The sequence below is a fragment of the Kitasatospora sp. NPDC048296 genome, from assembly GCF_043201815.1.
Lineage (GTDB): Bacteria > Actinomycetota > Actinomycetes > Streptomycetales > Streptomycetaceae > Kitasatospora.
Map to the genome: position 1 here is coordinate 23,164 of NZ_JBICZB010000007.1, position 7,598 is coordinate 30,761.

Annotated in this window: 3 protein-coding genes; all 3 read right to left on the reverse strand. The window is 71.5% G+C overall.

Annotated features, from left to right (window positions below):
* Positions 1 to 116: 116 nt before the first annotated feature.
* The 3 genes from ACGF12_RS07345 to ACGF12_RS07355 all read right to left on the reverse strand — a co-directional run bounded on the left by ACGF12_RS07345 (position 117) and on the right by ACGF12_RS07355 (position 7,585).
* Positions 117 to 2,630: an ABC transporter permease gene (locus ACGF12_RS07345; RefSeq protein WP_393026814.1), complete on the reverse strand. Its 2,514-nt coding sequence runs from the start codon at positions 2,628 to 2,630 to the stop codon at positions 117 to 119.
* On the reverse strand, positions 2,630 to 3,430 hold the full coding sequence (locus ACGF12_RS07350; RefSeq protein ID WP_393026817.1) for an ABC transporter ATP-binding protein: 801 nt from the start codon (positions 3,428 to 3,430) through the stop codon (positions 2,630 to 2,632). The genes ACGF12_RS07345 and ACGF12_RS07350 overlap by 1 nt, the downstream gene beginning before the upstream one ends.
* Before the next feature lie 234 nt (positions 3,431 to 3,664).
* Complete coding sequence (locus ACGF12_RS07355) at positions 3,665 to 7,585, reverse strand: type I polyketide synthase (RefSeq protein WP_393026820.1); 3,921 nt, start codon at positions 7,583 to 7,585, stop codon at positions 3,665 to 3,667.
* Positions 7,586 to 7,598: the final 13 nt, after the last annotated feature.

Sequence of the window (7,598 nt, forward strand, 5' to 3'; positions counted from 1 at the left end):
ACGTTACTAAAACTCAACGAGCCGTGACGAGTTGACCGGCCGGCGGCTGGCCGGAAAACGGCTGCGGGGCCGCTCCTCCGTCCGGGGGTGACGGAAGAGCGGCCCCGGCGTGCCGGTCAGGCGGGAGACCTGGCCGTTTCGATCGGCGGCGTCCGCATGCCCCTCCAGGAGGGGAACAGGGTCGCGCCGAAGATCAGGGCGAGCGCGCCGCCGATGATCGCGAGGTAGATGCCGATCGAGCCCTTCGGCAGGATCGAGTCGGCCTTCACCAGGCTGTACGGGACGATCGTGGTCGCCGAGGAGATGGTGCCCAGGATGGTGGCGATGACGGCGACCAGGGCGCCTTCGACGCTCAGCATGCCCAGCACCTGGGCCTTGGTGGAGCCGGTCAGGCGCTGGAGGCCGAACTCGCCCTGGCGCTTGCGGGTCACCGCCACCAGGCTGTTGATCACGGTGATCGCCGCGTAGCCGACGATCATGGCGACGATGGTGTAGTTCGAGGAGACCAGGATCTGCTGGATCTGGTTGTTGGAGCTGGTCAGCGTGGAACGGTCGGCGATCGCGGTGCCGGGCACCGTGGCCGCCACGCCGTCGAGGCGGGACTGGATCCGGGCGTGGTCGGCGCTGCCGTCCGCCTTGACCAGGATCTTGGTCGGCAGGCCGGTGGTGGTGTGCGGGGCCAGCACGTCGGAGGGCAGCAGGAGGTACTGCTCCTGGGGGTTGTCGGCGTAGGTGGCCACGACCTTGGGGTCGGCGGCCGTGCCGTCACCGAAGTGGATCTTCAGGTTGTCCCCGATGCGGACGCCGAAGTCCTTCGCCTGCTTGTCCGACAGGGCAACCGTGTTGCCCTTCAGGTCGCCGATCGACCCGTTCAGCGAGTCGAGCGCGATGGTCTGCTGGACGCCGTTGGCCGATACGCCGCGCAGGTCCATGGTGTTGCCGCTGCCCGCGGCGTCCACGAAGCCGATGGAGCTGACCAGTTCGGAGACGCCGGACACGCCCGGGATGGAGCGGACCGAGCCGGCCACGCCCGGCGCGAAGCCGCCGGTCGAGGAGTCGAGCACGTAGTCGGCCAGCACGTTGTTCTCGTAGCTCTTGGCGGAGACGGTGTCCTCGGTGGCCTGCATGTACAGGGTGCCGTTGGCGATGCCGATCAGCAGGATGATCGGGGCCACCGCGCCCGCCATCCGGACGTTGTTGGTGGTGGCGTTGCGCAGCGCCATGTACCCGGACAGTCCGGAGAACGCGCGGACGGGCCAACGGAGCGCCACCACGATCGCCTTGGTGATCCCCGGGGCGAGCAGCGCCACGCCGATCGCGAACAGGACCGAGGCCGGTCCCGCGGTGCTCGCCAGGGTCGGACCGTCGGTCATCACCGTGGCCGTGACGACCGACAGCGTGACGCCGTTGAGCATGAAGAACAGCGCCAGCAGCAGGCGGGTGGTGGTGAGCCACTTGGTCTGCAGGGTGCTCTCGGCCAGCGCCGCGACCGGCTTGGTCTTCGCGGCCTTGCGCCCCGCGAACAGCGCCGCGCCCATGGCGGCCGCGACCGCCGCGAAGGCGCCGACCGTGATCGGGATCCAGCCCTCGTGGAAGATGATCTCCTTGGACACCACGCCGTTGCCGGTCAGCTGCCCGTACAGCAGCTTGCCGACAACGAAGCCGGGGGCGATCGCCAGGGCGGTGGCGAGCACCGACAGCACGGCGGTCTCACCGAGGATCATCCGGCGCACCTGCCGGGAGGTGGTGCCGATCGCCCGCAGCAGGGCCATCTCGTGCGCCCGCTGCTGGAGCGAGAGCCCGAGCGTGGAGGCGACACCGAACATCACGATCAGGACCGCCCAGCTGCCGAAAATCGCCGCCAGGATGGTCACGGTCTGCTGGCTGGAGAGCGTGCCCGGCAGGTCGGCCAGGCCGCGCCGCTCGCCGGTGAGCACCATCGCCTTGCCGCTGACCGCCGAACTCACGGCCTGCTCCAGCGTCGCGACGTCGGCACCGGCCGCCGGCTGCACCCCGATGGAGTCGAACTTTCCCTCGGAACCGGCCAGTTGCTGCGCCTGGGCGTCGGAGAAGAACAGGCTCGGCTGGATCGTCTCGCCGGTGGTCTGGTGGGCGATGCCGGAGACCGTGAAGGTCCGGGCGGCGCCGTGCACGGTCAGCTGCACGCTGGAGCCGACCCCGGCGCCCGAATCGGCCGACAGCTTCGCGTCGAGGACCACCTGGCCGTTGCCCGGGGCCACGCCCTGGGTCAGCGTGAACGGGGTCAGCCCGGCGCTGGACCAGTTGTGGCCCTTCGAGCCGGCGTCGACCGCCTTGCCGCCCACCACCACGGTCGCGGGGAAGGACAGGTCGGTGATCGCGCTGCCGACGCCGGGAACCGTCTTGACCGTGTCGAGCACACTCGGGTCGATCCGGTTGCGCTCGGTCAGCGCGGTGTCGTCGTGGGTCTGCTGACCGGTCACCACGATCGGCACCCCGACCAGGCGCTGCGGCGGGGCCGCCATCCGGACGCCGGTCTCCATCAGGCCACCGCAGGCCATCACGATCGCGGCGCCCAGGAACATCGCCACGAAGGTGGCGATGAACCCGGTCTTACGGAACTTCAGTGTGCGCAGAGCCAGCAGCAGCATCAGCGGCCACCCCCCGACAGGGTGGAGGAGGGCTCGAAGTTCTCGTCGTCCCAGGCGCCGAGCCGGGTCATCCGCGCGGCGACGGCCTCGGCGGTCGGCTGGTACAGCTCGCCGACGAAGCGGCCGTCCGCGAGGAAGACCACGCGGTCGGCGTAGGAGGCGGCCACCGGGTCGTGGGTGACCATGACCAGGGTCTGCCCGCCGGCGGTCACCGACTCGCGCAGCAGGCCGAGCACGGCCGCGGCGGTACGGGTGTCCAGGGCGCCGGTCGGCTCGTCGGCGAAGACCACGGCGGGCCGGGTCACCAAGGCGCGCGCGATCGCCACGCGCTGCTGCTGGCCGCCGGAGAGCTGGCCGGGCAGGTGGTCGAGCCGGTCGGCCAGACCGACCCGGTTGACCACCATCAGGATCTGGCTCTTGTTCGGACGCTTGCCGGCCAGCTGGAGCGGCAGCACGATGTTCTGCATCACCGTCAGGGCCGGAAGCAGGTTGAACGACTGGAAGATGAAGCCGATCCGGTCGCGGCGCAGCTTGGTGAGCCGCACCTCGTCCAGGTCCGCGAGGTTGGTGTCACCGATCAGCACCTTGCCCGAAGTGGGCTGGACCAGACCGGCGGCGCAGTGCAGGAAAGTGCTCTTGCCCGATCCCGAGGGTCCCATCACGGCCGTGAAGCTGCCGGTATCGAAGGTCATGCTCAGTCTCTTGAGCGCGGCCACCTCGTTGTCACCTTTGCCGTAGATCTTCTCGACCGCTTCCAGCCGGACGGCCACTGCCTGCTGACCGCTCTCCTGAGTCTGCACTGGAACTCCCACCCGGTTGATCACGAACCTCACGCGAACTGGTGTCAACGGTAGAAGCGGCGGCGGTTCGGCACATTGGCATTGTTTGGCGTATCCGAGGTAGAACTTTCTCTCCCTCGGTGGCGGATGTTCCACCACCACCGCAAGGCCGCTTCCGGAAACACCAAGGGCGCGGAACCGGTGGCCCGCGCCCCTGATCACCGGGCCCCTGACGGCAGGGCCGGCGAGTAGCGGTCAGCTTTCGAGGGTTCCGAGGGTCGAGAGCCAGTCGTCGACCGCCTCTGCCACCACCGGGGCCGACTCCTCCAGGATGGTGAAGTGGGTGCCGGGCACCTCCCGCAGCAGGTGCTCGCCGCTCCACGAGGCTCGCCAGTCCTCGGTGCCGGGCGCGTCGGTGAAGGACTGCGCCGGGCGGACGAAGAGCACCGGGGCCGACAGCGCTCCCGGCAGGCAGTCCACGATCAGGTCGCTGTAGCGGCTCATCGCGGCGAGCCTGGCGGCGCTGAACCGGCCGAAGGAGGACTCCCGGTCCAGCATGCCCCGGAACATCTGCGGCCAGAGTTCGTCCTGACCCTCGCCGTCGGGCAGGTAGGTGTCCAGCAGGACGACCCCGGCCGCCGGGGTGCCCGCCTTCTCCAACGCCTCGGCGGTGGCGTGCGCGAACTGGCCGCCGGAGGAGTAGCCGACCAGGACGAAGGGCTCCCCCGCCGCCACGGCCGGCACGCCTTCGACGAAGACCTCGAGCACGGCGTCCACCGAGCGCGGCAGCGCCTCCCCCGGGCCGAACCCCGGCACCGGCGGCACCACCACCTCGCGGCGGCCACGGAAGTGCGAGGCGAACCGGGCGTACTGGTGGGCGCCGCCGAGCGCCATCGGGGAGGGGAAGCAGATCAGCTTGGGTCCCTGCTCCCCCTGGGCAAGGCGGACCGGCTCGGCCAGGCGCTCCAGTTCGGCCGCCGAGGAGAAGTCGGGCAGGATCTCGGCGACCGCGTCGAGCAGCGCCATCCCCTTCGTCATCCGGCCCTCGGCGGCGGCCCGGCGCAGCAGCCCGCTGATCGACTCCAGGTCCTCGGCGGCGTCCTCGGCGCCGCCGTCGACAGCGCCGTCGGCGCCCGCCCCGGCGAGCCCGGCCCCGCCGTGGGCCAGCTCGGTTCGCAGGTGGGCGGCCAGGTCGGCCGGGGTGCGGTGGTCGAAGACCACGCCGGCGGACAGGGCCAGCCCGGTGGCCGCGGAGAGTGCGATGCGCAGTTCGGTGCCGGAGACCGAGTCCATCCCGGCCTCCAGGAAGCCGACCTCCGGCTCGATCGCCTCCACGGAGGAGTGGCCGAGGATGGCGGCGCTCTGCGCGCGGACCAACTCGACCAGCAGCTCCTGCTGTTCGGACTCGCCGACCCCGGCGAGGCGCGCGCGAAGCGGCGCCACCTCCCCCGCCCCGGCCTGCTGGTCGGGGGTGTCGAGCGCGCCGACGATCAGCGGGACGTCCGCCGCCAGCCAGTACCGCTGGTGCTGGAAGGCGTACGTCGGCAGCTCCGCCCGCCCGGCGCCGGGGAAAACCGCCTGCCAGTCGGGAGACAGGCCGTCCACGTAGAGCTGGGCCAGCCCCGTCAGCAGGGTGGCGCTCTCCGAGCCGAGCCGGCGGCCGAGCGGGACGAACGCCGTGTTCGGCGCCTGGGCGCTCTCCCTGGCCAGCCCGGTCAGCACCGCGTCGGGGCCCAGCTCCACGAAACGGGTGACCCCGGCCTCGGCCAGCGTGCGGATCCCGGCCTCGAAGCGGACGGCTTCGCGCACGTGGCGCACCCAGTACTCCGGATCGGCCAACTCCTCGCCGACGAGCTCACCCGTGAGGTTGGAGACCACCGGCACGGTCGCCCGGCCGTACGTCAGACCGGCCGCCACCTCACGGAACTCAGCGAGCATCGGCTCCATCAACGGCGAATGGAAGGCATGGCTGACCTTCAACCGCTTCGACTTCGCGAACGACTCCGCGACCCACAACACCTCCGCCTCGACACCCGAGACCACCACCGCCCGCGGCCCGTTGACCGCCGCGATGCCGACCCCCTCGGTCAGCAGCGGCAGCACCTCGGCCTCACTCGCCCGCACCGCCACCATCGCCCCACCGACCGGCAGCGCCTGCATCAACCGACCCCGAGCCGCCACCAACCGGCACGCGTCCACCAGCGACAGCACCCCGGCCACATGCGCGGCCGCCACCTCACCGATCGAATGCCCCGCCAGGAAGTCCGGCACCACACCCCAGGACTCCAACAACCGGAACAGCGCCACCTCGAAAGCGAAGAGACCGGTCTGCGCGTACAGGGTCCGATCGACCTGGTCGGGGTCGGTGCCGAAGAGGACCTCGGCGGTGCCGACCCCGAGGTGTTCGTTCAGCTCGTCGAAGGCCTCGGCGAACACCGGGTAGTGGGCCCGCAGTTCCGCGCCCATCCCGAGCCGCTGGGCGCCCTGCCCGGTGAACAGGAAGGCGGTCTTGACCCCCGTGCGGGCCCGGCCGCGCAGCACCGACGGCGAGTCGTCCGAGGCGCCCAACAGCGCCAGCCCGTCGAGGAGTCGGTCGCGGTCCGGGCCGAGGACGGCGGCCCGGTGCTCGAAGACGGCGCGTTCGGTGCCGAGCGACCTGGCCACCGCGCCCGCCTTCAGCTCAGGGCGGTCGGCGGCGAAGGCGCGCAGCCGCTCGCCCTGGGCCGACAGTGCCTGCGGGGTGCGGGCGGAGAGCGGCCACAGGGCCATCGGCGGTGCCGGGTCGGGTTCGGGCTGCTCGGCCGCGGCCGGGGCCTGTTCGAGGATGACGTGGGCGTTGGTGCCGCTGATCCCGAAGGAGGAGATCCCGGCCCGGCGCGGCCGCTCGACCTCGGGCCAGGCCCGGGCCTCGGTCAGCAACCGGACCTCGCCCGCCGACCAGTCCACCTTGCTGGAGGGCCCGTCCACGTGCAGGGTCTTGGGCAGCACGCCGTGGCGCATCGCCTGCACCATCTTGATCACCCCGGCCACACCGGCGGCCGCCTGGGTGTGACCGATGTTCGACTTGACCGAGCCCAACCAGAGCGGCCGGTCCTCACCACGGTCCTGGCCGTAGGTGGCCAGCAGGGCCTGCGCCTCGATCGGGTCGCCCAGCGTGGTACCGGTGCCGTGCGCCTCGACCACGTCGACATCGGCGGCCGACAGCCGGGCACCGGCCAGCGCCTGACGGATCACCCGCTGCTGGGACGGCCCGTTGGGCGCGGTCAGCCCGTTGGAGGCACCGTCCTGGTTCACCGCGGAACCACGGACCACGGCCAGCACCTGGTGCCCGTTGCGCCGGGCGTCCGAGAGCCGCTCCAGCACCAGGACACCGACGCCCTCGGCGAAGCCGGTGCCGTCCGCGCCCTCCGCGAACGCCTTGCAGCGGCCGTCCGGGGAGAGCCCGCGCTGACGGCTGAACTCCACGAAGGTGCCGGGCGAGGCCATCACCGTCACACCGCCGGCCAGCGCGAGGGTGCACTCGCCGCCGCGCAGCGACTGCGCCGCCAGGTGCAGCGCCACCAGCGAGGAGGAGCACGCCGTGTCGATCGACAGCGTCGGCCCCTCGAGCCCGAGGGTGTAAGCCACCCGGCCCGACACGATGCTGCCACTACCGAACGCACCGAAGTAGTCGTGGTACATCACCCCGGCGAACACACCGGTACGACTGCCCTTCAGCGAGACCGGATCGATCCCGGCCCCCTCCAACGCCTCCCAGGAACTCTCCAGCAGCAACCGCTGCTGCGGATCCATCAACAGCGCCTCACGCGGCGAGATCCCGAAGAACCCCGCATCGAACGCGCCGGCCTCGTGCAGGAACCCACCCTCGGCGGTGTAGGACCTGCCCTCCAGACCCGGCCGCGGATCGTAGAGGTCGGCGTCCCACCCCCGGTCGGTGGGGAACGGCGTGATGCCGTCCCCGCCCTCGGTCACCAGCTCCCAGAGCTGCTGCGGCGAGGTCACCCCGCCCGGATAGCGGCAGGCCATGCCCACGATCGCGATCGGCTCGCGCAGGGTCGCGGTCAGCTTGCGGTTCTGCTCCCGCAGCCGTTCGGTCTCCTTCAGCGAGGCCCGCAGGGCGTCGACCATCCTGGTGCCCGGGTTCTGCGGCTGTTCCTTGCTCTCACTCTTCGCCACCGGAGTACCCCCT